26 protein-coding genes are annotated in these 25,696 nt (G+C 52.5%); 14 read left to right on the top strand and 12 right to left on the bottom strand.

Translation table 11 applies throughout. The features are described 5' to 3' along the window. Positions 1 to 15: 15 nt before the first annotated feature. A complete protein-coding gene (locus ACLH0J_RS30405; protein WP_008432863.1) occupies positions 16 to 957 on the bottom strand; it encodes a TIGR03756 family integrating conjugative element protein in 942 nt (313 codons plus the stop codon). Then, positions 954 to 1,382 (bottom strand): TIGR03757 family integrating conjugative element protein, encoded by a 429-nt coding sequence (locus tag ACLH0J_RS30400; protein ID WP_008432865.1) that lies wholly within the window; start codon positions 1,380 to 1,382, stop codon positions 954 to 956. Before ACLH0J_RS30400 ends, ACLH0J_RS30405 begins: the two co-directional genes overlap by 4 nt. 948 nt (positions 1,383 to 2,330) lie before the next feature. Between ACLH0J_RS30400 and ACLH0J_RS30395 the strand changes: the two genes are divergently transcribed. From ACLH0J_RS30395 to ACLH0J_RS30375, 5 genes are all read left to right on the top strand, one after another. Next, the gene (locus tag ACLH0J_RS30395) at positions 2,331 to 2,663 is read left to right on the top strand and encodes a DUF2790 domain-containing protein (RefSeq protein WP_008432869.1); all 333 of its coding nucleotides are present in this window, start codon (positions 2,331 to 2,333) and stop codon (positions 2,661 to 2,663) included. A 217-nt stretch (positions 2,664 to 2,880) separates the two neighbouring features. After that, positions 2,881 to 4,206: an OprD family porin gene (locus ACLH0J_RS30390; protein WP_008432871.1), complete on the top strand. Its 1,326-nt coding sequence runs from the start codon at positions 2,881 to 2,883 to the stop codon at positions 4,204 to 4,206. Positions 4,207 to 4,425: 219 nt separating this feature from the next. Further along, the gene (locus ACLH0J_RS30385; RefSeq protein WP_024073346.1) at positions 4,426 to 4,701 is read left to right on the top strand and encodes a metal/formaldehyde-sensitive transcriptional repressor; all 276 of its coding nucleotides are present in this window, start codon (positions 4,426 to 4,428) and stop codon (positions 4,699 to 4,701) included. 11 nt (positions 4,702 to 4,712) lie between these two features. Further along, positions 4,713 to 5,678, top strand: a complete 966-nt coding sequence (dmeF, locus tag ACLH0J_RS30380; protein ID WP_008437453.1) for a CDF family Co(II)/Ni(II) efflux transporter DmeF — start codon at positions 4,713 to 4,715, stop codon at positions 5,676 to 5,678. A gap of 43 nt (positions 5,679 to 5,721) precedes the next feature. Beyond that, positions 5,722 to 5,919 (top strand): DUF1289 domain-containing protein, encoded by a 198-nt coding sequence (locus ACLH0J_RS30375; RefSeq protein ID WP_008437450.1) that lies wholly within the window; start codon positions 5,722 to 5,724, stop codon positions 5,917 to 5,919. Between the two features lie 303 nt (positions 5,920 to 6,222). On the opposite strand, the gene ACLH0J_RS30370 is transcribed toward ACLH0J_RS30375, so the two are convergent. The 5 genes from ACLH0J_RS30370 to ACLH0J_RS30350 form a co-directional block, all read right to left on the bottom strand. Beyond that, positions 6,223 to 6,690, bottom strand: coding sequence for a DUF411 domain-containing protein (locus ACLH0J_RS30370; protein WP_008437448.1), 468 nt, complete (start codon positions 6,688 to 6,690; stop codon positions 6,223 to 6,225). A 162-nt stretch (positions 6,691 to 6,852) separates the two neighbouring features. Continuing rightward, complete coding sequence (locus tag ACLH0J_RS30365; RefSeq protein ID WP_008437443.1) at positions 6,853 to 7,905, bottom strand: copper resistance protein B; 1,053 nt, start codon at positions 7,903 to 7,905, stop codon at positions 6,853 to 6,855. Continuing rightward, positions 7,877 to 8,122: a hypothetical protein gene (locus tag ACLH0J_RS30360; protein WP_024073347.1), complete on the bottom strand. Its 246-nt coding sequence runs from the start codon at positions 8,120 to 8,122 to the stop codon at positions 7,877 to 7,879. Before ACLH0J_RS30360 ends, ACLH0J_RS30365 begins: the two co-directional genes overlap by 29 nt. A 12-nt stretch (positions 8,123 to 8,134) precedes the next feature. Further along, a complete protein-coding gene (locus ACLH0J_RS30355) occupies positions 8,135 to 10,030 on the bottom strand; it encodes a copper resistance system multicopper oxidase (RefSeq protein WP_058410493.1) in 1,896 nt (631 codons plus the stop codon). A 177-nt stretch (positions 10,031 to 10,207) separates the two neighbouring features. Further along, complete coding sequence (locus ACLH0J_RS30350; RefSeq protein ID WP_019821302.1) at positions 10,208 to 10,414, bottom strand: co-regulatory protein PtrA N-terminal domain-containing protein; 207 nt, start codon at positions 10,412 to 10,414, stop codon at positions 10,208 to 10,210. A 386-nt stretch (positions 10,415 to 10,800) separates the two neighbouring features. Here ACLH0J_RS30350 and flgB point away from each other — a divergent pair, with 386 nt between their 5' ends. After that, positions 10,801 to 11,214, top strand: coding sequence for a flagellar basal body rod protein FlgB (flgB, locus tag ACLH0J_RS30345; protein WP_008437437.1), 414 nt, complete (start codon positions 10,801 to 10,803; stop codon positions 11,212 to 11,214). Positions 11,215 to 11,244: 30 nt separating this feature from the next. Here the strand turns inward: flgB and ACLH0J_RS30340 are convergent, their stop codons facing one another. The 5 genes from ACLH0J_RS30340 to ACLH0J_RS30320 form a co-directional block, all read right to left on the bottom strand. Next, a complete protein-coding gene (locus ACLH0J_RS30340; protein WP_008437435.1) occupies positions 11,245 to 11,445 on the bottom strand; it encodes a heavy-metal-associated domain-containing protein in 201 nt (66 codons plus the stop codon). Positions 11,446 to 11,556: 111 nt separating this feature from the next. Continuing rightward, positions 11,557 to 13,914 (bottom strand): heavy metal translocating P-type ATPase, encoded by a 2,358-nt coding sequence (locus tag ACLH0J_RS30335; RefSeq protein ID WP_024073349.1) that lies wholly within the window; start codon positions 13,912 to 13,914, stop codon positions 11,557 to 11,559. 2 nt (positions 13,915 to 13,916) lie between these two features. Next, positions 13,917 to 14,162 carry a DUF2933 domain-containing protein gene (locus tag ACLH0J_RS30330; RefSeq protein ID WP_032899631.1) on the bottom strand — a complete coding sequence of 82 codons (246 nt, stop codon included), beginning with the start codon at positions 14,160 to 14,162 and terminating at the stop codon, positions 13,917 to 13,919. Positions 14,163 to 14,256: 94 nt separating this feature from the next. Then, the gene (locus tag ACLH0J_RS30325) at positions 14,257 to 14,793 is read right to left on the bottom strand and encodes a plastocyanin/azurin family copper-binding protein (RefSeq protein ID WP_008437431.1); all 537 of its coding nucleotides are present in this window, start codon (positions 14,791 to 14,793) and stop codon (positions 14,257 to 14,259) included. A 165-nt stretch (positions 14,794 to 14,958) separates the two neighbouring features. Further along, positions 14,959 to 15,312 carry a co-regulatory protein PtrA N-terminal domain-containing protein gene (locus tag ACLH0J_RS30320; protein ID WP_008437430.1) on the bottom strand — a complete coding sequence of 118 codons (354 nt, stop codon included), beginning with the start codon at positions 15,310 to 15,312 and terminating at the stop codon, positions 14,959 to 14,961. A 205-nt stretch (positions 15,313 to 15,517) separates the two neighbouring features. Here ACLH0J_RS30320 and ACLH0J_RS30315 point away from each other — a divergent pair, with 205 nt between their 5' ends. From ACLH0J_RS30315 to ACLH0J_RS30280, 8 genes are all read left to right on the top strand, one after another. Continuing rightward, positions 15,518 to 16,213, top strand: a complete 696-nt coding sequence (locus tag ACLH0J_RS30315; RefSeq protein WP_008437429.1) for a heavy metal response regulator transcription factor — start codon at positions 15,518 to 15,520, stop codon at positions 16,211 to 16,213. Continuing rightward, a complete protein-coding gene (gene copS, locus ACLH0J_RS30310; protein ID WP_008437425.1) occupies positions 16,210 to 17,598 on the top strand; it encodes a copper resistance membrane spanning protein CopS in 1,389 nt (462 codons plus the stop codon). Before ACLH0J_RS30315 ends, copS begins: the two co-directional genes overlap by 4 nt. Positions 17,599 to 17,957: 359 nt before the next feature. Then, positions 17,958 to 18,341, top strand: coding sequence for a copper homeostasis periplasmic binding protein CopC (gene copC / locus ACLH0J_RS30305; RefSeq protein WP_008437424.1), 384 nt, complete (start codon positions 17,958 to 17,960; stop codon positions 18,339 to 18,341). Positions 18,342 to 18,344: 3 nt separating this feature from the next. Beyond that, the gene (gene copD / locus ACLH0J_RS30300; protein WP_008437423.1) at positions 18,345 to 19,283 is read left to right on the top strand and encodes a copper homeostasis membrane protein CopD; all 939 of its coding nucleotides are present in this window, start codon (positions 18,345 to 18,347) and stop codon (positions 19,281 to 19,283) included. Positions 19,284 to 19,357: 74 nt separating this feature from the next. Beyond that, positions 19,358 to 19,699: a hypothetical protein gene (locus tag ACLH0J_RS30295; RefSeq protein ID WP_073844967.1), complete on the top strand. Its 342-nt coding sequence runs from the start codon at positions 19,358 to 19,360 to the stop codon at positions 19,697 to 19,699. 99 nt (positions 19,700 to 19,798) lie between these two features. Further along, positions 19,799 to 21,055 carry a TolC family protein gene (locus ACLH0J_RS30290; RefSeq protein WP_008437421.1) on the top strand — a complete coding sequence of 419 codons (1,257 nt, stop codon included), beginning with the start codon at positions 19,799 to 19,801 and terminating at the stop codon, positions 21,053 to 21,055. Then, on the top strand, positions 21,052 to 22,536 hold the full coding sequence (locus tag ACLH0J_RS30285; protein WP_008437420.1) for an efflux RND transporter periplasmic adaptor subunit: 1,485 nt from the start codon (positions 21,052 to 21,054) through the stop codon (positions 22,534 to 22,536). The genes ACLH0J_RS30290 and ACLH0J_RS30285 overlap by 4 nt, the downstream gene beginning before the upstream one ends. Further along, positions 22,533 to 25,691 carry an efflux RND transporter permease subunit gene (locus ACLH0J_RS30280; protein ID WP_008437418.1) on the top strand — a complete coding sequence of 1,053 codons (3,159 nt, stop codon included), beginning with the start codon at positions 22,533 to 22,535 and terminating at the stop codon, positions 25,689 to 25,691. The genes ACLH0J_RS30285 and ACLH0J_RS30280 overlap by 4 nt, the downstream gene beginning before the upstream one ends. Positions 25,692 to 25,696 lie beyond the last annotated feature (5 nt).

Here is a 25,696-nt window from a genome sequence, read left to right as displayed (position 1 = left end):
GCTCCGATCGCTGTTTCATTGGAAGTCCGTACTGCCGAGGAAGGTCTGTCCTCGACGCTGGCAACACGAATAAGGGCGCCAGAGTGCCCAGGCGTAGCCGCCATCCTGCGCATCGATGTTCGGATCGATGGTGGGAAAGGTTGCGCAAGTCGGGTTGAGGACTGGGGTGAGCTCTTGCCACTTACCAGTGGAGGCGTCACCTTCGCGTAGCGGCCCTGCGGGCCAGTAACCGGGGTAGGGAAGGGCGAGCATCGGCAAGTAGACATGGACCTGGCCTGGGCGGGTAACCACGTCGCCGGCACGCTGCGCAATAACTGCGCCCGTTTTGTAGTCGTCAGTCTGGTTAAGGAAGCCGCTACGCGGGTAGACGTTCCCCCAGCTGCTTGCTGAGAGCAGGCTACCGACTTCGCGCATGCCCGGAATGAGTGCTTCGGGGTATACGGATTCCGGGACGCCGTATCGCCAAGCAATGGGGTCAAGGGTGCTCAGAAAGTAAGGCACAAGCGGTAAGGTTGCGCCTTTGCATACATAGCCCGAGGCGCTGGCAAACTGACTCAACGCCGCACCACCTGGATGGCCGATGACATCGGCTTCCTTAAATTTGATGATGTTGTTCTCTGCAACGTGATTGGTAGTGCCGTCGTTGCCCGCTTGGGCCATCGGATTCGGGGTGCCAAGAGGTGACATCTCTATCCAAGGGTTCATCCCGGTATTCGCATATGCAGACACCACAGCGTCCGGTACGTAGTGACGAACCTTGGTCGAGGTTTTGACTTTGCATCCGAATGGCGTGCAGAGCAGCCAATAGCAGATGCCGACCACTTTGTACTCCAGGCAGGTTGGTGACAGGGTCGAGGCAATAATCGCTGCCGAGTTGATCGCAGCCGATGCACTGAATGACAGGCTGAAAGTGATAGCCAGCGACAAAGGCCGGATCGCAAAACGTGAGCGTCTCATCGTGACAGGCTCCGTGCTCGTTCAATCAACGCGACGGCTTTAGCTGCGTCAGGCTCGCCGTACACGACGTAGCGACGATCTACGACCACGGCTGGGAGTTTTTCGACTCGCAGGCTCCAGGCGTCTATGACGCCCTGCTGGGCTTGGGCCAACTCGTTTTGCAGATGCTTCCCTGCAGGGCTGACAAGGTAGCGTTGAATGGCCGCTTCTGCCTGGCGTGGATCGGCGGGTAGTTGGTTGGAAAGTTGTTCTTCAAGGCGCTGCTGATCATCCAGGAAGATGACGCGAGCGCCAGAAGGTGCGGATACTGGATGTGCTCGGTTTGTAATGACCCACGTCTCCGCGTGGGACGCAGTTGACAAGAACAGTAGCAGTGAAAACAGCCAGCGCCGCGTTTCGCTAATGTGGGTAAGGATCTGGAGCATGGCACCGTACCTGATATGGATTCAGGTACAGAAGACCGGATGGCTGTCTTGAGCGCAGTAAGAAATAGGAATTTGGAAGCTTTGGGTATTTGAGAGCGACGAATTCGTGTGGGTTGGATTAGAGATGGCACTTGGTCGGCTCAAATTGACGACGCAGTGAGTACGCAGTTAACTGGCTATCCACACAGCAAGAGTTCAAGCCAAGTTTATGAGGCGACCCTTCTTGGCCCCATCGCCGCCGATGGTCCACAGTACGCCAGTCGGACGAGTCTCGCCACCGCCCCACGACATAACGAAAAATCACTTCTATTGAAGCTTCGGGCGACATCAACGGCAAAATGCTCGCCCTGCCGATATCGTCAGCGGGTTTGGTCGTGCTGGAGAAAACAACCTCAAGATTCGAAGGCTTTATCTTTATCCTTGGGCAGGCAGTAGTTTGTGCTGTCCTGCTTGAGATCCTTCACGATCAAATGTTGCAAACGGAGCGCCTGCTGCACAGCTTCAATGTCATCTTCGATGACGTTAAGGATAAGATAAAAACCTATCCTCCGAGACCGTATTGCTGTTAAAGACCATCCTGCCGATTGCGTTTTCGGTGCTCTACGTAGTGCCTAATTTCCGCAGCCCATGAGGCTTTTGTGACACGTTCGTAGTCTCATTTAGCTACGCCCAAACGATTCATCCGCCTGTAGCGGTCAAAGCCGCTTTTCATAATAGGAAGATATGCATTTTTATAAAAAATCTCTAGATGCTCCAGGTGGGATACGAGTTGATTTCTGATGGTCGTATGATGCATTCAGCGTGCTCTGCCAATAAAGCTAAACTTTAAATAGTTGAACTCACGAGCTCTACGAGAGGCCTTACAGATATGTAATATTCGCGGCAGCTTCCTGAAAGGCATCACTGGTTATCCTCTAGTCAGAAGTAAGTGAGCACTAGGAGAAAATCATGAAATTATTAAAAGTTGTTTTTGCCGCTTCCATCTTGACCATGTCTTCTTTGGCCATGGCTGAAGGAGGTGGTGACCGTGTTTATGGTCGAATGATGCAAGAGAACCAGAAGGCGATGGAGCAGTACGCCTTAGAAAACGGAAAGGCGACACCTGAAGTTGTTCATTATGAATACGGAATGAACCTCGATGTCCAGAAGGTAATCAGTACCACTCAAGCCAATAAAACCTGTGGCGTAGCCCCTTCGCGCATGACCTATGAAGATTCGGCGGGCAAGCTCAACACCTTGGAATACAAGGTTATGGGTACTAACTGCCCTCACGGAAGTTAATTAGCGTTAGCCCTGACTGCGCAAGGTTGTTCGGTATGTTTTGAGCCTGCTTGCTGTTCGCTGACACAGAAGTAATTTTCAGGTCACGCTGGAGTTATCTATTGTATGAAATTATGTCTGCCGGCACGTAGGAGAAATCCTCACGTGCTGGTGGCTTTTATAATTATAAAAAATATTTCATAAAGAAACTCTGCCAAGCTAAAGCCTGGAGTGTTAAATGAACAATAAAAGCATTTATGGTCTTTCTCTCATTTCCCTTGGCATGAGCATGGGGCAAGTTGCAGTAGCTGTGGAGCAAAAGCCTGAAGGGTTCATTGAGGGGAGCACCTTTAGTATTCTCAATCGGAATCTCTATCTCAATCGTGATTATCGAAAGGGTCAATCAAGCCCCACGGGCAATGGTTACTCAGCCGAATGGGCTCATGGCATCATTGGCCGATTCGAATCAGGCTTTACTCAAGGTACCGTAGGCTTCGGCATTGATGCGTTTGCAATGGAAGGCCTCAAGCTCGATTCAGGTGATGGTCGCTCGGGAGCCCGTAGCTCAGTCGATGTCTTGCCGCACAATAGCAAAGGCCAACCTGAAGACTCCTACTCAAAAGTAGGCGGGGCCGCAAAAGTGCGTTTCCTGGATACAGTCGTCAAGGTAGGCGACGTATTTCCATCGACGCCTGTCGTTGCCTATGGGGATTCCCGACTTCTCCCGGAGAGTTTCCGGGGTGCAACGTTCACTAATACCAGCATCAAAGGCCTGACCCTTCAGGGGGGCCGGCTGCATGCGATGAGCCAACCCAATTCCAGTAGCATGCGTGACGGCTTTTCAACTTTTTACGCCGGTGTAGTAGATGCTCCATGGATCGCTTATCTAGGGGGCGATTACACGGTCAATGAACACGTAGGTGTGAGTCTTTACACCAGCCAATTCAAGGATGTGTGGAACCAATACTACGCGGGCACCACATTGAGCTATCCACTCTCAGAAAGCGTATCGCTAATTGGCGGCTTTAATTACTACCGAGCGGTTGATGAGGGTGAAAAACTTCTGGGAAGCTTCGATAACAAGATCTGGAGCGGCAAGACCGGGGTCAAATTCGGAGCGCACGCCGTGACCGTTGGTTACCAGCGCAATAATGGTAACGACGACTTTGACTACCTTCGCCAGTCCGACTCAATTTTTTTGGATAACTCCATTCAGTACAGCGATTTCAACTCACCGAAAGAGCAATCCTTGCAGCTGCGCTACGATCTAGATATGCAGGCTTTCGGCATCCCCGGTCTGAGCTTCATGACCCGCTACGCTAAGGGTTGGGATGCGGACTATTCCAACGCAAACAGCGTGTACATGCGTCGCGGAGCGGACGGTGCCCCATTGCAGGACCAAAAGCGTTGGGAGCGAGACATCGAGGCTAAGTATGTCATCCAGTCAGGCTCACTGAAGGACATGTCTTTACGTGTCCGCCAAGCAACGACACGAGCTACCGATTTCGAATCTGATTTGGACGAGGTCAGACTGATTGTTGAATATCCACTGCAACTCCTTTAACGGGCATTAGCCATCGGCATCAACTGTCCGGTATCCCCGATACACCCCGTCTCCTTGTTTCTCCTTTGGTTTGGAGACGGCTTAGGCGCCCTAGTGGCGCCTTTTTTTGTGGATTGAAGAAACTGTTGGTATATCCATCCCGGCGGCGAGCGTCCCTGGGGTTGTATGGCTGATTGGAACGTGTGAACATACTCTCAATATAGGTAGGGGGGGTATGGTATGGGTCATATGAGATCAAGCAAAGACAATCTTCTTAAGCGTGTAAAGCGAATCGCTGGGCAAGTCCAGGCGATTGAGCGAGCACTCGACTCTGATGATGACTGCTCGAAAACCCTGCTTTTGGTCGCTTCTGCCCGTGGCGCTATCAATGGGCTGATGGATGAAATTATCGAAGACCACGCTCGTGAACACGTTGCGAATCCGACACTCAGCAACGAAGAAAGAGCGAAAGGCGTCGATGAGCTTCTCGAAGCCATTCGCCGCTATTCCAAATAGGATTTGCCCAGATGAGTAATTCGTACACCGACTATTCCCACGACCATATGTTCCTGGGGAAATCACATGAAGAAAACGCCAAGCGAACCTTGTGGGTAGTGGCTCTGACCGTCGTAATGATGGTTGCTGAAATCACCGCAGGTTATCTCACTGGCTCAATGGCGTTGCTTGCTGATGGATTTCACATGGCAACACACGCTGGAGCACTTGGCATAGCCGCAGCTGCTTACGGTTACGCAAAAAGACATGCCTCAAATGCTCGCTACAGTTTTGGAACTGGCAAGGTTGGAGACTTGGGTGGCTTCGCATCTGCTCTGATTTTGGGACTGGTCTCTTTGGGAATTGCCGGAGAGTCGCTATTTCGTCTCTTTCAACCGACTCAAGTGCAATTCGGGACAGCGACTCTTATCGCAATTGTCGGATTAGCAGTGAATGTGGTGAGCGCGCTTTTGCTGTCTGGCGGTCATAATCATCACCATGGGCATGACCACGGCCAAGATGAATCTCACCATGCACATGGTCATGACAATAATCTGCGCTCTGCTTATATTCACGTCATTGCAGATGCACTGACTTCGGTTCTGGCCATCGCAGCACTGCTTGCTGGTCGTTACCTTGGTTGGGTCTGGCTCGACCCTGCAATGGGGATTGTGGGTGCAGTTGTCATCGCACGCTGGGCTTGGTCGTTGATGCGGGTGACTGCGAGTGTATTGCTAGACCAGACAGATGATCATGTCGCTGAAGAGATTCGTGAACTGGTTGAGCGACAGGGAGATGCTTCGATCATAGATCTTCATGTCTGGCAGGTAGGGCCGCAAGCCCGCGCCGCTATTGTGAGTGTTCTAGGCAGCCCAGCAGTGAATGCACAAAACATACGAGAACGGCTTGCGACAGTTCATGAGATCACTCATCTGACAGTTGAGTACCGCACGAAGCCGGGCGCTGTTTCACCCGATCAGGTCGCCGTTCAGGCTTAGCAATGAGCCCGTAGTTCGCATAAGTTCGCCGAGGAATTGACCAATGGCCAAGGACATCGAGAATCCGTGTACTTCTGTCTGCCAGTTGAACAGCGAACTGTGCGTCAGCTGCGGTCGCACCAAGGAAGACATCAGAAAATGGAAACGAATGAAGCGTCCAGAAAAAATGGCCGCTGTACAACGCGCGACCCTGCGTCTGAAAAGCCTGCAAAAAAAGAACTCTCAAACCACTGTAATTTAACTTTTCTACGCTTTCAGCCGAGACAGATGTCCAGATTCGGAAAGGCAAGCTGAGTGGCAACGCCACCCGAACTTAGCACTATCGTGGTCAGATGCGCAGTGCTTGTCAGCAGACGGAGCATGGCGTCATCTCAAATTGTTATTGAGGACAGCGGTACGGGGTTATCCGATTCGGCGCAGGCGCGCCTTTACAGCTTGTTGCTGATCGTCCTTTGCGTATTGCTTGAGAATGAAATCAACATAGCATGTCCCGCTGCATGGCCATGAGCTGGGACCATGCTGTGGCCGAATGGATGAGGTGGGATTAGTTTGCGGGGTATTCAGCAATGACCTGATCTACGCCGGCTTTGGTCAGGCCGATTATTTGGTAGGTCTCATGTACTCCGTCGACTTCCATTCCTGGAGAACCTGCTGGCATTCCAGGAGCAGCGATCCCGAGAAGGTCGTCACGCTTACTCATCGCAATTATTTGCTCAACTGGCACATGACCTTCAACAAACTTCCCGTTGATCATCGCAGTGTGACAAGACGAGAGTCGTGGAGCGACACCTAGATCTTGTTTGACAGCACTCATGTTGGTTTCTACATGATCAATGACGGTGAAGCCATTGGCCTCAAGATGCTGAATCCATTTTTTGCAGCATCCGCAGTTTGCATCTCGATGCACATCGATGGTCAGGGCCTGCGCCGCTTGAGCCGTTGAGCCGATGAACAGCGCAGCGAATGTTGCAATACGCAGAAATCGACTTGAAAGTCGGAAGCTACCTGTCATGAATATTTCCTTTTCCCTTGGAGACGGCGAGATGTTCTACGAAGCAATAGAACCCCACTCAAGCGTTCATGCCGCTGCAAAGGTTACATTGAAGGATCTACTTTAGAGTCGGGGAGCCAACTCCCCGATCATTTGAATTCGTAGGGCTAGTGCTCAAATCGCTCAGAACCACATCCGAATACCAGCTACAAACCGGGCCTCGTTTGTCTTTTCCCCTTCATCGCTGGCTAGGTCAGCCGTCTTACCATATGAGCGATTCCAGCTAACACCAATGTAGGGTGCGAATTGACGAGTAATTTCGTAGCGCAACCGCAGGCCTAGTTCGGTGTTGGCCAATCCAGATCCTATGCCGCGCTGAGGATCATTTTTCCCGTACAAGTTTACTTCGGCGGTCGGCTGCAAGATCAGGCGATTGGTCAACAGGATGTCGTAATCGCCTTCAAACCGAGCTGCGGTTTGACCGTTCTCACCAATATAAGCAGTCGCTTCAGCTTCAAAGTTATAGAGGGCCATGCCCTGAATACCGAGCGCTCCCCATGTTTGAGGTGACCCAGGTTTGAAGTCTTGTCGAATGCCGGTGACGACATCCCACCAAGGACCGATGGCGTGTCCCCACAGAGCCTGAAGTTCAGCGTTCTCGGTTACGCCATTGGTACGTTCGCCTTCCGAACGCAACCATAGGCGATCGACGTCACCGCCGATCCACCCTTTTGCATCCCAAGCCAGCGCACTACCGTTGTCAGCGTCTTGGTACTCAAATTTATCCAGGAGGATGAACGAGTTAATTTTTTTATCGTGCACACCATGGCCTGGTAAGTCTGGAAAAGCGGCGGCCCGGTCAGCGTCGGTAAGTACGGGGATTGGGGTTCGGCTTGTGGTAGTCGCCCCTCCATCCATGCTTTCCATACCGTCCATTTGCCCGTTATCGCTGTGATCCATAGCCCCCATCTTGCTATGGTCCATGGCTCCCATTGAGCCGTGGTCCATCTTGGAGTGATCCATCGCGGCATCTTTCGGTTTGGCGGGTTTGGATTTTTGTGCAGTTGAAGACTTTGCGTCCGCACTTGATGGCATCGCCATCGACGGATCCATCTCTTCAGCGGCTTGAGCCATGAAAAAGAATGCTGGACCGGTAGAGACTGCAAGTGCCATCAGCGTTGGGCGTAAAAACTTACTGGTCATGATCTCAATCTGCCTTTTTGGTTTTTTGGTCATGATCCATCGACTCATGGCTCATCTGGCTATGGTCCATCGCCCCGTGATCTAGCTTCGAATCGTTTGCCGTTGCTGGCTTGTCCGTTGCTGTAACAGGAACAGTGGTTGAATGGTCGCTGCCATTTTCCTCTGCCAGCACCGTGGACGAGAGTCCACCCAGCAGGACAGCGGCAAAGAGGCAACCCACGAGGGAATTACGATTTCGGTATGTGCTCACAGATCGTCTCCTTTACTCATCAACCCGTACTTCACGGAACATGCCCATTTCCATATGGAAAAGCAGGTGACAGTGATATGCCCAACGGCCTAAGGCATCAGCGGTGACTCGATAGCTGCGTTTGGTACCTGGTGGCATATCGATCGTGTGCTTGCGCACCATGAACTTGCCGTTCTCGTCCTCAAGGTCACTCCACATGCCGTGAAGGTGGATGGGGTGTGTCATCATGGTGTCGTTCACCAAGGTGATGCGCAGACGCTCGCCATACTTCAGGCGCAGCGGTTCGGCGTCAGAGAATTTGATGCCGTTGAACGACCACGAAAACTTCTCCATGTGACCGGTCAAATGAAGCTCGATGGTACGATTTGGCTCGCGGCCGTCAGGGTCTTGGAAAGTGCTTTTCAAGTCGGAGTAAGTGAGCACTCGACGACCATTGTTCCGCAAGCCTATGCCCGGATCACTTAGCTTTGGCGTTGGATTCATGGCTTGCATATCAACCAGGGGATTGTTGGTTTCAGAGGCAGGGTGTGTCTGCATTTCTCCACCCATACCACCCATGCCAGCCATCCCTGACATATCACCATTGCCCATCCCAGCCATCTTGCTGTGATCCATGCCCGCCATGTTAGTCATGTCACCGCTGTCCATGCCGGTCATCCCGGTCATGTCACTTTGGTCCATACCGGTCATCTTGCTGTGGTCCATGCCCGCCATGCCGGACATGTCACCTGGTGTCTTCTCTGCGCCGCCCATACCAGCCATGCTGCCATGGTCCATACCAGCCATACCGCCCATCCCCATGTCATCCATAGTGACGATTGGACGTGGATCTATAGCAGGTACCTGAGCAACTAGCCCTTCACGAAGAGCGAGGGTTCCGCGTGCATAACCCGTCCGATCCATAGACTGGGCGAAGATGGTGTAAGCCTCTTCACTGGCAGGCTCTACGATCACGTCATACGTTTCAGCTACGGCGATGCGGAATTCGTCAACACTCACTGGGTTGACGTGTTGGCCGTCGGCGGCCACAACGGTCATTTTCAAACCAGGAATGCGGACGTCGAAATAGCTCATCGCCGAGCCGTTGATAAAGCGTAGTCGTAGCTTCTCACCCGGCTTGAAAATACCGGTCCAGTTACCGTTTGGCGCCTGGCCATTCATGAGATAGGTGTAAGTATCTGCGCTGACGTCTCCAAGGTCGGTTGGGCTCATGTTCATTTCAGCCCACATCTTCCTGTCAGCTACTGTAGCTGACCAACCTTGCTTACTGACATCGTCGATAAAATCACCAACGGTGCGTTTATGGTGGTTGTAGTAGCCCGACTGTTTCTTAAGCTTGGCCATGACGCGACTAGGATCTTCATCGGTCCAATCAGTCAACATCACCACATAGTCGCGGTTGTATTGAAAAGGTTCAGGCTCTTTCGAGTCGATAACGATTGGCCCGTAAACCCCTGCCTGCTCCTGTAAGCCCGAGTGGCTGTGGTACCAGTACGTACCATTCTGATGAACCTTGAACTTGTACTCGTACATGCCGTCGGGTGCGATGCCATGGAAACTCAAGCCAGGTACACCGTCCATATTGGCCGGCAGAATGATCCCGTGCCAATGGATTGAGGTGTCTTGGTCCAGGCGGTTTTTTACACGCAGGGTGACTGTCTCTCCTTCGCGCCAACGCAGCAAAGGTCCTGGCAATGATCCATTGATGGTCATGGCTGTTCGCGGCGAGCCGGTAATGTTTACAGGTGTTTCACCAATAAACAGATCAAATTCATTGCCGGTGAGTACGCTCGGCAGACCTGGACTTGTCACCGCCCATACTGGAGTGCGCCAAAGGCCAAAGCCGCCGAGAATGCCACCAGCGGCCAAGCCTTTTACGAATGTCCGTCTAGAGGTTTTGGAATGCATGCCGTTTATTTCCAATCAGTCAAAAGGGAAGCCGTGCGAAACAACCGATCATGAGTTGCCCGGATCAGCTTTGCCCACCGTCACAAAAGACAAACTCTTACGGCAAGCGAGCTCAGAAATTGCCACATTTAAACCACCGCAGTGATTACATTTCTGTCAGCTTGGAGGGCTAGCTATTTAGCAATTCTTGTGATCCATCGCCTTGGCTTTGCTTTCAGCGACGGGATGTTGGGCATTTTGCGTTTGAGCTACTCGGTACGATTCCATCGAATTATTCCTGGCCACTTCCATGCGTGCGAAAGTCCGGTCACCACCCCCTTCAGCCATAGCCAAAGAAGAGACGGTCAGAGCCGCGATGACGAACAAGGTTTTGATAGGGTTCATTTGGGGGGCCTCGGATGATTATTGGTGACCCCTGAATCCACATCAGTCGTTGACTCTAGGGGGTGAGCTTGAGGCTCAATAGGACTATAAGACTCATCCCCTGTCAGGAAGCTTAGGCCAATATTACAGTTGTGTCAGGTTGCGATATTTCTCTTGAGATGCAGAGTGATTAGTCCGTAAGGTCTAAGCTATCCAACGACACATAACCTCCATCCACCATCTAAAATTTACCTGTGCGGCGTTGTAAGTTTCCGGTCACTGCACGATGGCGTGGCGTTTTTTGAGTTTTTCGCTGAAATCATACATCGGCTCGGACGCACTACGTTAAGCACTTGAGTGTTCGATAGGTGGGAATTAAATGGCAGCGTAACTAAAGGTGGCCACCGGTGAGTATTAATTTTGACAAAGCGCTTGGCTCCGCAGAAAGAGCATTACGTTTTCGCAGCCAACGAGCTGAGGTACTTAGCAATAATATCGCTAATGCCGACACTCCTAACTTTAAGGCCAGGGACTTGGACTTTTCTGCTGTACTGGCTAGCCAAACAAAAGGAGGTTTGGCTACTCCGTTCTCTTTAAAAACAACAAACCCAAAACATATTGCCGTAAACGAATTAGTAAGTGATATTCACGGCGGTGCTTTGCTTTACAGTACGCCGAACCAACCTTCCATTGATCAAAATACTGTGGATCAACAGGTCGAGGTCGCAAAGTATACGGAAAATGAAATTCATTTCGAAACCGCCTTTACTAGATTAAATGGAGCATTTAAGGGGCTACTTAAAGCTCTGCGAGGTGAATAATAAACTTTACCCAGCGAGGGAATCAGCGCCTCAGGCGCTGATTTGGGAAGGGAAACCGAGTGCTTCGACAGTTTTACGGACTTGCTCTGGGTTTTCACTGCTTTCAACGCTTACCTTACCTGCTGCGCGATCCACGGAAATCATAGCCTCGCTGTCCAGTGACTGAATTGCTTTGGTGATTTTGCTGACGCAGCTACCGCAACCAATGCCTGATACGTTTAAGACGAACATGGTTATTCCTCTTGTGCTGAGCAGTCTATTTTCACCGCAACAACAAGATCAACGTTGACACCACGGTAAGGTCAAGAGTTATGTATAGCGGGCTGTGAGCATCGGTTACGCTCATTCAATTCGGGTATTCCTCAGCCTCAAAGCATTGAAAACTACAGACGCAGAACTGACGCTCATGGCTAACGCAGCAATCATTGGAGACAGAAGGTGCCCCGTCAGTGGATAGAGCAGGCCTGCGGCGAGGGGAATACCCATTGAGTTGTAAAGGAAGGCGAACCCCAAGTTTTGCCGCATGTTTTTTACCGTTGCAACCGAAAGTGCCCGTGCCCGTAAAATCCCCATCAGGTCGCCTTTTACCAGCGTGAGCTGCGCGCTATTCATCGCGACGTCAGTCCCTGTACCCATGGCAATGCCCACATCTGCTCGCGCCAAGGCCGGTGCGTCGTTGATACCGTCGCCGGCCATGGCAACCTTTCGACCGGATTGCTGGAGGTCCGCCACCAGGCGCTCCTTGTCCTGAGGTTTCACTTCACCATGAACCTCTTCAATACCCATCTCCTTGGCGACAGCACGTGCGGTGGTGAGCCCGTCTCCCGTGGCCATGATGATTTTTACGTTATCAGCCTTAAGCTTGGTGACTGCTTCTTTAGAGGTCGGTTTTATCGGGTCTGAGACCGCTAGTAATCCTGCCAAGACCCCGTCAACTGCTAGATAGATGATGCTGATGCCTTCAAGGCGCAACAACTCTGCACGTTCTTGTAAGACCTTTGTGCTCACGCCGGCAGCTTCCATCAGTGCAGTGTTGCCCAGCTGTACTTTCTTGCCATCAACGAGACCACTCACCCCAATCCCTGAGCCGGACTCAAACGATTCAGGCTTGGTGAGCGCAATATTTTCAGTTCGGGCGTGATCGACGATGGCGTGTGCCAAAGGATGTTCGCTGCCTTGATCAAGGCTAGCGGCCAGTTGAAGCACATCGCGTGGGTTGAAATCTGGTGTGGCCTCCACACTGTGAAATACCGGCCGTCCCTCTGTCAGGGTTCCCGTTTTATCGACAATCAGTGTGTCGATCTTGCAAAGGTTTTCGATGGCACTGGCATCTCTGAACAGCACACCCATACTGGCGGCTTTACCCGTCGAAACCATGATCGACATGGGCGTTGCCAGACCCAGAGCACAGGGACAAGCGATGATAAGCACGGCGACAGCGTTGATCAGGCCGAAGACCCAGCTGGGTTCCGGGCCGAACAGTCCCCAACCTATGAGGGTCAGCAACGCAATCGCGATAACCGCCATCACAAAGTAGCCGGCGATCGAGTCGGCCATTCGTTGCATGGGCGCTTTGGAGCGTTGGGCTAGTGCGACCATTTGTACTATCTGCGACAGCATGGTGTCAGCGCCGACCTTTCGCGCCTCCATCACCAAGCTTCCATGAGTATTAAGCGTGGCACCGATCAGACTATCCCCTGCTCTTTTCATGACCGGCACAGGTTCACCAGTGAGCATGGATTCATCCACCGCACTTTCTCCCTCGAGTACAGAGCCATCAACTGGCACTTTTTCACCAGGTCTGACCCGCAAATGGTCTCCCAAGTGAACATGGGTAAGAGGAATGTCTTCCTCCTGACCATCGGCGTTGATCCTGCGTGCAGTCTTGGGAGATAGGCCAAGAAGGGACTTAATGGCGGCGGAGGTTTGTGACCGTGCTTTGAGCTCAAGAATCTGCCCAAGCAAGGTGAGCGAGATGATGACCGCAGCGGCTTCGAAGTAGACGCCGATGCGTCCATCTTGCATGAAGGTGGTGGGAAAACTTTGGGGAAATAGGGTTGCCGCGACGCTGTAAAGATAGGCTGCGGCAGTACCTAAACCAATCAGAGTCCACATGTTTGGACTGCGATTTCTAACGGATGCTATGCCTCTTACAAAAAAGGGCCAACCTGCCCATAAGGTGACCGGAGTGGCAAGAGCGAACTCGATCCAGTTTTGAACCGAACCATGGAAGATTTGTAATGAGTGACCCGCCATGGCTAGAAGGGCCACCATTACGGTTAAAGGCAGCGACCACCAAAAGCGGCGGGTGAAATCCAGGAGCTCGGGTTTGTCATCGTCATCAAGCGCGGGCATGACGGGCTCTAATGTCATGCCACATTTAGGGCAATTGCCGGGCCCTGGCTGTCTTATTTCCGGGTGCATAGGACAGGTAAACTCAGTGGCTACCTGTAGCGTGGGCTCTATAGCGGCGCTGCTGGGTTCAGCGCTGGGATGATTACCAATGTAGCGTTCTGGATCTGCCCGAAATTTCTCTTGGCATTTCTGGCTACAAAATTGATACGTCTGTCCTTGGTAAGACTCGCCAAATTTACTTGGAGGTATAACCGCCATACCGCACACCGGGTCGCGTAGACCACCGTCATTGGGTGAGGCAGCGTGGGCGGGACCGTGATCGTGGTGGCTCGGTGGAGTGGGCATAGCTATTTCTCTTCCTTGTTGGTTCCTGCCTGATCGCCATGGTCATGTCCGCCATGTCCATGTCCAAAAAAATGCATCAATGGACAGATCAACAGGATGAGGTAGGGCAAATACGGATAAACGTGGGTGAAATGTTCCCGCACCCCGTAAAAGGCACCGATCGCAATGAGCATGATCAGTACAACGCCTGTTTTGCGCCTCCAAAATGGTGGGGAGGTGCTTCCAGCCGGATGCTGATGCTTATCCATGATCTAGACCCCGTGTGTGAGCGTGTTGCTCTGATCTCTGCCTCAGAGCATAGCGAACTCTTGCGTCGACGCGGTTTTAGCGGTCGGTTCAGGCTTACTTCAAGTCAAATTGACCGACCATCCCCGACTGGTAATGACCTGGCACGTTGCAGGCAAATTGAAGTCCAGTTGTGTTGTTGAAGGTCCAGATCAACTCCTTGGTTGCCCCTGGCTCGATCAGCACGCTATTCGGGTCGTTGTGTTCCATTCCAACCATCTTCATGCCTCCCATGCTATGGCCCATGTTGCCCCACATTTTTCCAGTTCCGGTGGGTGTAAGCGTTCCATTCTGGAACATGCTCGCCATTTCTTTTTGGTGCGCCGCGTGAGCAGCGGCTTGGCCGATATTGAACTCGTGCAGCAACGCCCCTTTGTTGTGAAGTACAAAGCGAACCGTTTCACCGGGCTTTACGTCGATGCTTTTAGTTTTGAAGAAAATATCACCCATCTCTACATCAACCGTGCGAGTGACCTCTGAGGCGACTCCAGGCTGACCGATATCCTCTTTCCCATGACCTACGCTGGCCATCGCCGTAGCGCCGAGGAGTAGGGTGATTGCCGCAATAACTGGAGTAATGAGCTTAGTTTTCATGGTGACCTCGAGAGCCAGTGGAAAATACTAGCTATGCTAAAGGGATAGAGCTGAGCGTTAACTGACTTGAACACTACATTTCTGTCAGTTTTCCTGAGAAAACACGGCGCCCAGATGACGCCGTGTCTAGTGGGCGGTTCAGAGAGCCCCGTAGGAGTTATTCGGTTACTGATGGTTCTCAGAAAGCATCAGTTTGTGCTCGCGCTGCATTTGGTTCAAAACGTCATCAACCATGGCGTCGTGTTTTTCCATCCAGGCGAGATGTTCCTGAGGTGACATTGATGCTTTTGGATGATCTAGATGAAGCTGGCCCATGATCTCGCCCAGTATTTTCATATGCTCGGCCATGTGAACATGGCGCTGCCCTTCAGGAGCTTTTTCAGCTTGTACCAAGGTCGCTTCGGCTTTATCGCGCAGGCTTTCCATGCGCTCCATAATCCGATCTGCACCACCTTCAGCCAACGCAGATGCTGAGATGAGTATCGAACTAGCAAAGAATAGGACTTTTAAACGGTTCATGAGGAAGCTCCTTTTTGATTTGTTTTCCGGCTCCTCTAGCTTTCATGGTTAAGAGTCGGTCGAGCACCAGAAAGTACTCATGCTCGAACCCTAGACAGCACTCGCTGACATCTACCTGAAGCCAATATTACTTTTCTGTCAGTTGCTGGTTGGCAGAGGCATTTCATTGCAGACTCAGCCTCACAATTATTCGAGAGCCATCCCCATGAGACTTCTGGTTGCGGAAGACGAACCCAAAATAGGTATTTATTTGCAGCAAGGACTCACCGAGGCGGGGTTCAATGTTGATCGTTTTACCAATGGCAAAGACGCGCTTCAGCACGCCTTGAGCGAGGCGTATGACCTGCTGATTCTCGATGTGATGATGCCTGGGCTGGATGGCTGGGAAGTACTTCAGAAAGTGAGAGCATCCGGAAAAAATGTCCCTGTGCTTTTCCTCACGGCGCGAGACCGAGTTGAGGATCGGGTAAAAGGACTTGAGCTGGGGGCTGACGATTACCTGATCAAACCCTTCGCATTTTCTGAATTGCTGGCTCGCGTCAGAACGCTGCTGCGTAGAGGTACCACTGCCCCCTCCCAAACCCATATGAAATTGGCTGATTTGGAGGTGGACCTCCTCAAACGCAGGGTTATCCGCGCAGGCAAACGTATAGATCTAACGGCCAAAGAGTTTGCGTTGCTCGAATTGCTGCTCCGTCGTCGAGGTGAGGTTCTGCCCAAGTCGCTTATTGCTTCCCAGGTCTGGGACATGAACTTTGACAGCGATACTAACGTCATCGAGGTTGCTGTCAGGAGGCTCAGAGCAAAGATTGATGATGATTTTGAGGTCAAGCTTATCCACACCTCTCGAGGCATGGGGTACATGCTGGATGCGCCGGATTCGGGGACGGGGTCGGAATGAAGCGAATGTCCCTGACTACGCGCATGAGCCTGATGTTCATGCTAGCTGTAACGGCTGTGCTCACCGTCGCTGGACTCAGTTTTAACAACCTCAGCCGGCATCATTTCAAGATGCTGGATCAGCAGGCGCTGAACGAAAAGCTTCACTCGACGCAAAGAATTTTGACTGGGTTGAACAGCATTGATCAATTCAGTGATGTTAAGCCTGAGCTGGAGGCACTGCTTGGTGCTCATCGTGATTTGACAGCTCTTATCATCGATGGTGACGGTAAGCTCCTGTTTGCTGACCCAGGTCCGATCGTAGTTCCTGAAGACTTCCGAACGGTCACAAACAGCAATGTCTGGGAGTGGCGAGACCAGGAGCAGATATTTCGAGGCGTGACGGCGCAAGCCATAGTGACGGGGCAGGACAAGCCATTGACAGTGATGTTGATCTTTGATGTTACTCAACATATGGCCTTCTTCGAGACGCTTGAACGATGGTTTTGGATAGGACTGGTGATAAGCGCGCTGGTCAGTGCTGCACTGGGCTGGATGGTAGCGCGTAGTGGACTACGACCTATTCGCCTAGTCACTCAGGTAGCAGCTTCGATGTCAGCTAAATCGCTCAAAGAGCGTATTCCATTAGGTCCCGTTCCCCAAGAGCTCCAGCAGATGGTGCTCTCGTTCAACGCAATGTTATCTAGACTGGACGATGCGTTTGTTCGTTTATCGAACTTCTCTGCGGACATTGCTCACGAATTACGGACACCCGTTAGCAATTTGATGACTCACACTGAAGTGATTTTATCTAGAAAAAGAAATATTGAGGACTACGAGGACAATCTGTACTCAAATCTTGATGACTTGAAACGTATGGGACGTATGATTGATGACATGCTTTTTCTAGCGAAATCAGATAACGGTCTAATTACACATGAAAACAAACCGATTGACCTGGTAGCAGTAGTAGAGAAATTACTCGAGTACTACCGTTTGCTGGCTGATGAGCGAGGGATCGACCTGAAGGTCACAGGCAGGGGTAGCGTCCGAGGTGACGTACTCATGCTCGACAGGGCCATCTCTAATCTGCTCTCAAATGCGCTCCGGTACACCCCCGAAGGAAAGTGTATTACTGTCGATATTCGGCAGAAAGGAACTTCAATATCAGTCTCTGTGGAGAACCCGGGAGAGCCCATTGCGTCCGAGCATCTTGAAAAGCTGTTTGATCGATTTTATCGCGTGGACCCAGCTCGCAGAGAAGGAAGTCCAAGTAATGCAGGGCTAGGTTTATCGATTACTCGATCTATCATTGAAGCGCATGACGGAAAAATATGGTGTACGTCGTTAAACGGAATAACAGCCTTTCATATTGAACTCCCATGTGCTGATGCAAGAAAGGTCTAAGACACCTTGTTCATATGTATGCAGGCAACATGTGGTTAGCTCAATAGGATCGTTTTTGGATGAGAGAAAACTCTTGGAGCGTTCCAAAGAAAGTCGCGTATTTGGCGCCGTATCCGGGCAGATCAGTGCCAAAAACCCGCCCCAAGCTGACTGAAATGTAATCGAACAGTTTGCGTTCATGTGGCATCGTGTACTCGCACTGTGACGTTGGAAATCTTGTGATTCCTCCCTGTCCAGCCGGCCCTAGAACACGGAATTTGCTAGGTATTCGTCAGTGGTTTTAACGAGCGTCAAAAAGTAAAAAACTAGATATTCCCTAAAAACCTAGAACCAACAGCTTTTGCTGTCAGGAGTCTTGCATGTCATTCCTTAAAACTACCACCGTAGCTGTTGCGCTGACTGCGGGTTTGCTTCTGAGTGCAGTTGCTCAGGCGCATCCAAAGCTGGTTTCTTCTACTCCCGCTGAAGGATCGGATGCGGCGGCTCCGTCTAAAATCGAACTGCACTTTTCTGAGAATCTAACGACTCAGTTCTCTGGTGCAAAGCTGATTATGACCGATATGCCTGGTATGCCGAATTCACCTATGGGCGTAAAAGCTAACGTGGCAGGTGGCGGTGATCCGAAGACGATGGTTATTACACCCGCATCGCCATTGACCACGGGTACTTACAAAGTCGAATGGCGTGCCGTTTCCTCGGACACTCACCCGATTACCGGCAACTTTTCTTTCAAAGTGAAATGATTCATGAGCGACTCATTAAATATCGTTGTTCGCTTTGCTCTTTATTTCGACCTGATGCTGTTATTTGGACTGGCAATTTTTGGTCTTTATAGCCTCAGGGGAAAAGAAAGAATATCGGGAACAGTTTTGAATTTTGAGTCGCTTCTTTACAGTACTTCTGCTGTAGGTGTAGCTCTGTCCCTTGCCGCCATGTTGTTACTTGCGAAAGCAATGAGTGGCGTGTCGGGTTTCATGGAGCTACATCACCATATCTTTCAAATGGTTCTCATGGGGACTGACGTCGGTTTGACCTGGATGGTCCGAATAGGGGCGTTGGTGACGGCCATTATTGGCGTTTCCCTGAACAAGCGCTTTCCAACACTGAGTCTTTGGATTGTCACTGTCTGTGGCGCGATTGCGCTAGCGACGCTGGCATGGACAGGGCACGGAGCAATGGACGAGGGGAGCCGTCGCTACTGGCACTTTATTAGCGATATCTTCCATCTTTTGGCCGCAGGCGGTTGGTTGGGTGCGCTAGCGGCATTTGCCCTGCTGCTGCGTTTGAAATCACTGAAAGGTGAGCGAGAAGCACGAATTCTTGCTCGGGTACTGACAGGGTTTGAATCGGCCGGCGCGGTGATTGTAGTGATCATCAGCATTACGGGAGTGGCGAACTACCTATTTATCGTTGGGCCAAATCTCGATGAGGTGATGCTCAGCACTTATGGCGAGTTGCTATTTTTGAAGGTCCTGCTCTTTGCCGGGATGATCGTATTAGCGACGCTCAACCGTTTTCACCTAAGCCCGCTCTTGGAACGTTCTGTTCGAAATGGAGACTATGCTGTCGCGGTCAATGCCTTGCGCCGTAGCATGAAGCTCGAATTTTCAATGGCAGTCATCATTATTTGTCTAGTCGCATGGTTAGGTACTTTAAGCCCGGTCATGGAAATGAGCGCGGCATAGCGGTTGGTGATGGCCGACTAAGGAGTCTCAAGGGTGAATTGTAAGGGCCATTTGCACCGTCTACACTCCAGCTCATGAAACGCTACCTGCGGTTTTGCCTAATTTTCCTGATTAGCTTGGCGCTTCCCCTCAGCGGGATGGCGGGTGTTCAGACATCGATTGAACCATGCCCGATGAAAACCATGGGCATGGCGATGATGGATGGTATGGGGCAAGACTGCTGCCACGACATGAAAAGTCCCACCGAGCATGGCAAACCTTGTAAGCCCGGTCAGGAATGCAAAACTGGCGGCATGTTGCAAGTATCGATCATCAAGCCTCCTATCACCCTGTCCAGTCCTCTCATTCTATCATTCTCCAGCCATTTCCCGCTCGTACAAACCTCTTCAGGGGTATGGCGACCCCCACGTACTTGATTCCTGTACCACACTGAGCCTCATTCCGCGTTAGCGGGATGGCATATCTGCGCGCATGTCTTATGAAGCGCGCGGTGGATCATCACAGGAATCGTGAACATGAACTCCAAGTGCTGTTGCACAGGTTGGTCCTTCCTGGCCGGCCTGGCGGCAAGCGTACTTGCATTGCCGAGCTTCGCTAGCGCATTGACATTCGATGAAGCGCTGCGTCTGGCCGAAAACAATGCACCATCGTTGACCGCACAAGACGCCAAAATTCAAGCAGCCACTAGCGCGGCCATTCCCGCCGGCGAACTACCCGATCCCAAGCTACTGCTGGGCGTGCAGAACTACCCCATTGGTGGACCCGACAGATGGAGCATCGACCAGGACTTCATGACCATGCAAGTGGTCGGGATTAGGCAGGAGATGCCCAACAGCGACAAGCGCAAAGCACGTATCGAGGTCGCGGATGCGGCTGTTGATCGAGCGTCAGCCGAGCGTCGAGTGGCGCGTCTGAACGTCCGACAGTCCACGGCATTAGCCTGGATCAGAAGCTACTCGGTTGAGCGTAAAGATGCGTTGTTCCAGGACTTCTACAAAGAAAACCGTCTTCTGACCGATACCGTCAGAGCTCAGATTGCGGGTGGCCGAGCCCAACCCGCCGATGCGGTGACACCTAAACAGGAAGCTGCTCAACTGGCTGAGCAGCAGGATGATTTAGTTCGTCAACGTGCACAGGCCCGGGCCGCCCTCAAGCGCTGGATTGGCCCTGCCGCCGATGACAAACCGGTAGGCGGTTTGCCTGATTGGCCTATTGAGACCTCAGGTTACTCCCATAAGCTGCAACATCACCCCGAATTAGCGGCTTTTGTGCCGATGACCCGTGAAGCACAAGCCAAGATCCGTGAAGCTGAGGCGGAAAAGCAGTCTGACTGGAGCTGGGAATTCGATTATCAGCACCGAGGCCAACAATTCGGTGACATGGTCAGCGTGCAGTTTTCATGGGATCTCCCGCTGTTCCCTAACTCTCGGCAAAACCCCAAGATTGCGGCCAAGCACGCCGAACTAAACCAGCTTGAGGCTGAGCGCGAAGCCCTGTCACGCGAGCATACCCAGCAACTGGAGGATGAGTTGGCTGACTACGAGCGCCTCAATCGTGCAGTCAGCCGTAATCAGGAAAGCTTGTTGCCGTTGGCTAAAGAAAAGGTCGAACTCACGATGGCCAGCTACCGCTCCGGCAAGGGTGATTTGAACTCGGTTGTTGCCGCCCGACGCGAACTCATCGAAGCCCGTCTCAAGCAGGTTGACGTTGAAGAGCAACGTGCCCTGACCAGCGCTCGCCTGTATTTCTCTTACGGGGAGTCCGCTCAATGATTTTTAAATTATGGAAAGGGACTTTAATCATCGGCATCTCGATTGCCTTGGGTGTTGCCGGGGGTTACTGGTTAGCCCAACCGCGAATGAGCGGAGTAGCTGGTGTCGTACCGGATCATGAACCCAAAGCCTCTGCCGATCGAAAAGTTCTGTATTGGTATGATCCCATGTACCCACAACAGAAATTCGATAAACCGGGTAAGTCACCCTTCATGGACATGCAGATGATCCCTCAATACGCAGATACCAAGGGGGACAGCGCTGCCATTCGAATTGATCCAAGCCTGACTCAGAACCTTGGTGTGCGACTGGCTAGTGTCAGTCGAGGCGTATTTGCCTCGACACTGAACGTGGTAGGTGTGCTGGCCTTCAACGAACGGGACGTTGCAGTCATTCAGGCCCGTACAGCGGGTTTTGTCGAGCGTGTGTATGCCCACGCACCTGGTGATGTGCTGAAAGCGAATGCCGCCTTGGCAGATATCTTGGTGCCGGAGTGGGCAGCTGCTCAGGAGGAATTTCTCGCCCTCAAGCGTAGTGGCGATGCTGGCTTGCTGACAGCGGCCCGGCAGCGACTGCGGCTAACCGGAATGCCACTTACGTTAATTGCTCAAGTTGAGCGCACTGGCAAAGTTCAATCGAACCTGACGCTGACCAGCCCTATTGGTGGTGTGCTTCAAGAGCTGAGTGTGCGTGAAGGTATGACGGTGGCCGCAGGCGAGACGTTGGCTCGTGTTAATGGTTTGAGCAGTGTCTGGCTGGCCGTGGCTGTACCAGAGGCGGAAGCTGGGTCAATCGTAGTAGGGCAAGCAGCTGAAGCGCGTTTATCCGCATTCCCTGGAGTTGTGCTCAAGGGCGTCGTCAGTGCGATTCTTCCGGAAACCAGTTCGGACAGTCGCACACTTCGCGTTCGAGTTGAGTTACCCAATCCAGATGGCCGACTCAGACCAGGTTTGACCGCACAGGTAAGCCTCAATCGTTCAACGGAGCAAAGTGTTCTGTGGGTGCCGAGCGAGGCCGTCATTCGTACCGGTCGACGTGCGTTGGTCATGCTCTCTGAAGACGCTGGTCGATATCGCCCGGTGGAGGTGCAGCTAGGCCAGGATAACGATGGCAAGACGGCGATATTGAAAGGCTTGGAAGAGGGGCAGAAAGTGGTGACCTCTGGCCAGTTCCTGCTCGACTCGGAGGCCAGTCTCAAGGGCGTTGTCGCAAGCTCATTGGACGTTTCGCCATCTACTATGCCCGTTGGCGCTTTGCATGAGGCCGATGGTCAGATCGTTGAGATCAACGACAAAGAAGTCACGCTCGCCCACGGTCCCTTCAAGACATTGGGTATGCCAGGCATGACGATGACTTTCCCTCTCGCCACTCCTGCTCTGATGAAGGGCCTAAAAACGGGCGACAAGGTTCGGATCGCTGTTAGCCAGACGGACGATGGTCTGCGTGTTGAACGTCTGGAACGCTCTGGGGGCCAGCCATGATTGCGGCCCTTATTCGCTGGTCGGTGGCCAACCGCTTTCTTGTGTTGCTGGCGACGCTGTTCGTCACGGCATGGGGGATCTGGGCGGTTCAAAGTACGCCCATCGATGCATTGCCAGACCTGTCGGATGTTCAGGTAATTATCCGTACACCTTACCCAGGCCAAGCCCCACAGATCGTCGAAAACCAGGTGACCTATCCACTGGCAACCACCATGCTCTCGGTACCTGGGGCCAAGACTGTGCGCGGTTACTCCTTCTTTGGCGACAGCTTCGTTTATGTGCTGTTCGAAGACGGAACTGACTTGTACTGGGCCCGCTCGCGGGTGTTGGAATACCTGAGCCAGATACAAAGCCGCCTACCAGCCAGTGCTAAGCCAGCCTTAGGACCTGATGCCACTGGCGTTGGCTGGATTTTCCAGTACGCGTTGGTTGATCGCAGCGGTGGGCACGATCTGGCGCAACTGCGAGCCCTACAGGACTGGTTTCTCAAATTCGAGCTCAAGACGCTGCCGAACGTTGCGGAAGTTGCCACCGTAGGTGGCATGGTCAAACAGTATCAGGTCCAGCTCGATCCGCTAAAGTTGGCGAACTTGGGTATCACGCAGTCTGAGGTGACCGAGGCGATCGGCAAAGCCAATCAGGAAACCGGTGGAGCCGTGCTGGAAATGGCGGAGACAGAGTTCATCGTACGAGCTTCCGGCTACCTAAAGACGCTCAATGACTTTCGCGCCATCCCGCTCAAACTGGGCGCGGGCAGTGTGCCGGTCACGTTGGGCGATGTTGCCACGATTCAGTTAGGGCCTGAGATGCGTCGAGGCATTACCGAACTCGACGGTGAAGGTGAGACCGTCGGCGGCGTGGTGATTCTGCGCAGCGGGAAGAATGCTCGTGAAACCATTGCGGCGGTCAAAACCAAACTCGACGAGCTGAAAAGCAGTCTGCCGGCGGGGGTTGAAATCGTCACCACCTACGACCGCAGCAAGTTGATTGATCGTGCCGTGGAAAACCTCAGCCACAAGCTGATCGAAGAGTTCATCGTCGTCGCGTTGGTCTGCGGAATCTTTCTCTGGCACCTGCGTTCATCTCTGGTGGCAATCATTTCCCTGCCGGTTGGGGTGCTGATCGCCTTCATCGTGATGCGCTATCAGGGTATCAACGCCAACATCATGTCCCTTGGCGGGATTGCCATCGCCATCGGCGCTATGGTCGACGCTGCCGTGGTGATGATTGAAAATGCCCACAAGAAGGTCGAGGCTTGGCACGTGGCCAATCCTGGGGAGGAACTGAAAGGTGAACGTCATTGGCACGTGATGACTGAAGCGGCTGCCGAGGTAGGACCTGCATTGTTCTTCTGTCTGCTGATCATCACCCTGTCGTTCATTCCGGTGTTCACGCTGGAGGCTCAGGAAGGACGTCTATTCGGTCCATTGGCGTTCACCAAAACCTACGCTATGGCCGCAGCGGCTGGACTGTCGGTAACTCTCGTACCGGTGTTGATGGGGTATTGGATTCGTGGACGAATTCCCAATGAGCAGCAGAATCCGCTAAATCGCTGGTTGATCCGGATCTACGAACCCGCTCTGGACGCCGTATTACATCGACCTAAAATAACGCTGCTGGTTGCGTTGCTAGTCTTTGTCAGCGCGTTGTGGCCGATCTCTCGTCTGGGTGGTGAGTTTCTTCCCCCGCTGGACGAAGGGGACCTGCTCTATATGCCATCAGCTCTGCCTGGATTATCGGCGCAGAAGGCCGCGCAACTGCTTCAACAGACTGACCGTCTGATAAAGACAGTTCCAGAGGTCGAACACGTTTTCGGCAAAGCCGGCCGCGCTGAAACCGCGACTGACCCAGCACCTTTGGAAATGTTCGAAACCACCATCCAATTCAAACCACACGAACAGTGGCGCCCAGGCATGACCCAGGAAAAGCTCGTTGAGGAGCTAGACCAAGCGGTGCGTGTCCCAGGATTGACCAACATCTGGATACCGCCGATTCGTAACCGCATCGACATGCTGGCCACTGGCATAAAAAGCCCTATTGGTGTGAAGGTTGCCGGTACCAACCTGACGGAGATCGATGCCGTCACCCAAGCCATCGAACGTGTTGCCAAGGATGTCTCAGGTGTGAGTTCAGCGTTGGCCGAACGACTGACCGGTGGCCGCTATATTGATGTGGATATCGATCGTAAAGCTGCGGCCCGCTATGGGTTAAATATTGCCGATGTGCAATCGATCGTGGCCGGCGCAATCGGCGGTGAAAACGTCGGGGAGACGATTGAAGGGTTGGCTCGTTTCCCAATTAACGTACGTTACCCTCGTGAGTGGCGGGATTCACTCGGCGCTCTGGAGCAGTTACCTATCTATACCCCTCTAGGCAGCCAGATCACTCTTGGCACCGTTGCGAAGATCAAGGTCAGCGATGGTCCGCCGATGCTTAAGAGTGAGAACGCCCGACCTTCAGGCTGGGTGTATATCGACGTGCGGGGACGGGATATTGCTTCGGTAGTCGCCGATCTACGACGGGTCGTCAGCGAGCAGGTTAAGTTGCAGCCTGGTATGAGCCTGAGCTACGCAGGACAGTTCGAATTTCTCGAAAGGGCCAACGCACGACTCAAGCTGGTGGTGCCTGCCACGCTGTTGATCATCTTCGTGCTGCTTTATTTAACCTTTGCTCGCTTCGATGAGGCCTTGCTGATCATGGCCACTCTGCCATTCGCACTGACTGGTGGGGTATGGTTTCTCTATCTATTGGGATTCAACCTGTCGGTCGCCACTGGTGTCGGCTTTATCGCTTTGGCCGGTGTTTCTGCCGAATTTGGCGTAATTATGCTGCTTTATCTGAAGAACGCCTGGGCTGAGCGTGAAGACCTCGGCGATAGGACCGAGCACGGGCTGATGGCCGCGATTCGTGAAGGCGCTGTCCAGCGCGTTCGGCCCAAAGCCATGACTGTGGCTGTCATCATTGCTGGCTTGTTACCCATTTTGCTGGGCAGCGGGACCGGCAGCGAGGTGATGAGCCGAATTGCGGCACCCATGGTTGGAGGCATGATTACCGCGCCCTTGCTGTCGCTGTTTGTCATTCCGGCAGCCTATCGACTGATGCGTCGCCGGCACCTCTCAGTTGAGCCCATCAATCCTCAAGAAAAAGTCGTATGAAACTG

This window comes from Pseudomonas sp. MPB23, assembly GCF_046605395.1.
Taxonomy (GTDB): domain Bacteria; phylum Pseudomonadota; class Gammaproteobacteria; order Pseudomonadales; family Pseudomonadaceae; genus Aquipseudomonas.
Note: the sequence above shows the minus strand (reverse complement) of the source record. Positions and strands in the feature narration are given on the sequence as shown.

Excerpts from the sequence above, each read along its gene's own strand:
- ACLH0J_RS30405 (WP_008432863.1), bottom strand. The coding sequence starts at position 957 with ATGAGACGCTCACGTTTTGCGATCCGGCCTTTGTCGCTGGCTATCACT.
- ACLH0J_RS30400 (WP_008432865.1), bottom strand. The coding sequence starts at position 1,382 with ATGCTCCAGATCCTTACCCACATTAGCGAAACGCGGCGCTGGCTGTTT.
- ACLH0J_RS30395 (WP_008432869.1), top strand. The coding sequence starts at position 2,331 with ATGAAATTATTAAAAGTTGTTTTTGCCGCTTCCATCTTGACCATGTCT.
- ACLH0J_RS30390 (WP_008432871.1), top strand. The coding sequence starts at position 2,881 with ATGAACAATAAAAGCATTTATGGTCTTTCTCTCATTTCCCTTGGCATG.
- ACLH0J_RS30385 (WP_024073346.1), top strand. The coding sequence starts at position 4,426 with ATGGGTCATATGAGATCAAGCAAAGACAATCTTCTTAAGCGTGTAAAG.
- dmeF (WP_008437453.1), top strand. The coding sequence starts at position 4,713 with ATGAGTAATTCGTACACCGACTATTCCCACGACCATATGTTCCTGGGG.
- ACLH0J_RS30375 (WP_008437450.1), top strand. The coding sequence starts at position 5,722 with ATGGCCAAGGACATCGAGAATCCGTGTACTTCTGTCTGCCAGTTGAAC.
- ACLH0J_RS30370 (WP_008437448.1), bottom strand. The coding sequence starts at position 6,690 with ATGACAGGTAGCTTCCGACTTTCAAGTCGATTTCTGCGTATTGCAACA.
- ACLH0J_RS30365 (WP_008437443.1), bottom strand. The coding sequence starts at position 7,905 with ATGACCAAAAAACCAAAAAGGCAGATTGAGATCATGACCAGTAAGTTT.
- ACLH0J_RS30355 (WP_058410493.1), bottom strand. The coding sequence starts at position 10,030 with ATGCATTCCAAAACCTCTAGACGGACATTCGTAAAAGGCTTGGCCGCT.
- ACLH0J_RS30350 (WP_019821302.1), bottom strand. The coding sequence starts at position 10,414 with ATGAACCCTATCAAAACCTTGTTCGTCATCGCGGCTCTGACCGTCTCT.
- ACLH0J_RS30340 (WP_008437435.1), bottom strand. The coding sequence starts at position 11,445 with ATGTTCGTCTTAAACGTATCAGGCATTGGTTGCGGTAGCTGCGTCAGC.
- ACLH0J_RS30335 (WP_024073349.1), bottom strand. The coding sequence starts at position 13,914 with ATGCCCACTCCACCGAGCCACCACGATCACGGTCCCGCCCACGCTGCC.
- ACLH0J_RS30330 (WP_032899631.1), bottom strand. The coding sequence starts at position 14,162 with ATGGATAAGCATCAGCATCCGGCTGGAAGCACCTCCCCACCATTTTGG.
- ACLH0J_RS30325 (WP_008437431.1), bottom strand. The coding sequence starts at position 14,793 with ATGAAAACTAAGCTCATTACTCCAGTTATTGCGGCAATCACCCTACTC.
- ACLH0J_RS30320 (WP_008437430.1), bottom strand. The coding sequence starts at position 15,312 with ATGAACCGTTTAAAAGTCCTATTCTTTGCTAGTTCGATACTCATCTCA.
- ACLH0J_RS30315 (WP_008437429.1), top strand. The coding sequence starts at position 15,518 with ATGAGACTTCTGGTTGCGGAAGACGAACCCAAAATAGGTATTTATTTG.
- copS (WP_008437425.1), top strand. The coding sequence starts at position 16,210 with ATGAAGCGAATGTCCCTGACTACGCGCATGAGCCTGATGTTCATGCTA.
- copC (WP_008437424.1), top strand. The coding sequence starts at position 17,958 with ATGTCATTCCTTAAAACTACCACCGTAGCTGTTGCGCTGACTGCGGGT.
- copD (WP_008437423.1), top strand. The coding sequence starts at position 18,345 with ATGAGCGACTCATTAAATATCGTTGTTCGCTTTGCTCTTTATTTCGAC.
- ACLH0J_RS30295 (WP_073844967.1), top strand. The coding sequence starts at position 19,358 with ATGAAACGCTACCTGCGGTTTTGCCTAATTTTCCTGATTAGCTTGGCG.
- ACLH0J_RS30290 (WP_008437421.1), top strand. The coding sequence starts at position 19,799 with ATGAACTCCAAGTGCTGTTGCACAGGTTGGTCCTTCCTGGCCGGCCTG.
- ACLH0J_RS30285 (WP_008437420.1), top strand. The coding sequence starts at position 21,052 with ATGATTTTTAAATTATGGAAAGGGACTTTAATCATCGGCATCTCGATT.
- ACLH0J_RS30280 (WP_008437418.1), top strand. The coding sequence starts at position 22,533 with ATGATTGCGGCCCTTATTCGCTGGTCGGTGGCCAACCGCTTTCTTGTG.